The sequence below is a fragment of the Methylorubrum aminovorans genome (genome assembly GCF_022179725.1).
Lineage (GTDB): Bacteria > Pseudomonadota > Alphaproteobacteria > Rhizobiales > Beijerinckiaceae > Methylobacterium > Methylobacterium aminovorans.
Map to the genome: position 1 here is coordinate 1 of NZ_BPRC01000078.1, position 1,690 is coordinate 1,690.

1 protein-coding gene is annotated in these 1,690 nt (G+C 69.8%); it reads right to left on the reverse strand.

From position 1 onward, the window contains the following. Positions 1-61: 61 nt before the first annotated feature. A complete protein-coding gene (locus MFF24_RS28550; protein ID WP_012778771.1) occupies positions 62-1,597 on the reverse strand; it encodes an ISL3-like element ISMdi2 family transposase in 1,536 nt (511 codons plus the stop codon). Positions 1,598-1,690 lie beyond the last annotated feature (93 nt).

The window sequence follows — 1,690 nt, forward strand, 5'->3', positions numbered from 1 at the left end:
GGTTCTTCCGCACTTTCGGTGCTGAAGGCTTGGCGTCCGATCAAGCCTTGCTGATTGCGGCTCATGCAGCATGCAGGACGCGCTGTCGCAGGAGATCGAATCCGGCTCGACCATACATGCTGCGTTTGATCAGCTTGAGGCGGTTGACCTGCCCCTCGACGGGGCCGTTGCTCCAGGGCTCGACGATGGCGGCGCGCACGGCTGGCTCGTCCTGCCGGAGCCCTGTGACGAAGCCGCCGAGATCGGTCGCGGCTGCAGCTTCTAGCCAGGGCTTCAGTCCGGTGGGATCGTTTTGGCGCAGAAGATCGGCGAAGGCGCGGATAACCTCGGCTGCTTGGCTCAGCCTCGGCGCGGCGCTGCAGAGCGCTTCGGTGAAGGCGCGATCCTCTGGCGACAGTGCAGCTGGGTCGCCCGTGAGCCACCGGGTGATGCGGCGCGTCGAGGGGATCCGAGTGGACGGTGGTCGAGCCGGTGCCCCTCGCTTCCGACGCGCAGCCCAGCGCCGGACGATGTCGTAGCCACCCGTGAAGCCTTGTGCGTGCAACTCCTGGCAAAGCGCGGTGGCGCTGTGCTGGCCTTCCTGCCAGCGGGCCTCGACGAAGGGGAGATAGCGGTCGAGCCGGCTTGAACCCGGTGCGCGGCGGTAGGGCACGAACCGGCCTGCCCGCACCCAGCGGCGCACGGCGTTGCGGGACGCGCCGAGACGGCGAGCAATCTCCTTGGTCGGCAGACCTTCGCCGTGGAGGCACAGGGCCGCCTCACAGCGATCACGTCGTCGGCTTGTCACCTCCGGCTTGGCTGCGGTCTCCCTCAGGCCCAGGGAGGCAGGGGGATCCTTCACGGCGCGGTGGGCCACGCTCCGGATCTCCAGCTGGTGTCGCTCGACCGCGCCGCGCAGCGCCTCGGATGCGTTGACGAGCAGGTGCCAGCGATCCGCGACCTGCGTCGCCGTCGGCGCTCCCGTACGCGCAGCCTCGGCATAGGGCCCCGAGCGGTCGCGGCTGACCACGGTCACGCTCGGATGGGCAGCGAGCCAATCCCGCACCGGTGCCGACGAGCGGCCGGGCAACAGGTCGATGACGCGCCGCCGCTCCAGGTCGCACACGATGGTGCCGTAGGACCGGCCGCGCCGCCATGCCCAATCGTCGATGCCGACCACCCGCGGCGGCGGAGACGGTACGGTCCCGCGACGACGGATCAAGCGCAGGACGGTGTCGCCACTGACAGGCATGGCCAGCCGCCGCGACAACCTTGCGCCGGCCTCACCACCCAGCACCATGCCGATGTCGGTCTGCGCCTCAGCCAACCGGTCGCTGCGGCGCGACTTGCGCGTGCCGAGCCCCGGCACGCGTTCGGCGAAGATCCGCCCCGGGCAATGGCCGCAGCGGAAGCGGCGGACCTGCACCCGCCACGTCACCGACCGGTCCTGCCAGGGCAGGTCCTTGAACGTCCGCCAATACCGGCTGTGCACCCGCGCCGAAGCACGCCCGCAGACCCGACAGGACGCCTGGGCCGCTGTGGTCCGGGCGGTGATCAGCAACCCCGTTTCATCCAGCGTCAGGTCATCGACGTGTAGGCCGTCCGGGACCGACGGCATCGACGGGTTCGAGATTGGCATCGCGCTGCCCTCGGGCCACCATGCGATTCAACGCCCAAACCACCGCTCAGCACCGAAAGTGCGGAAGAACCG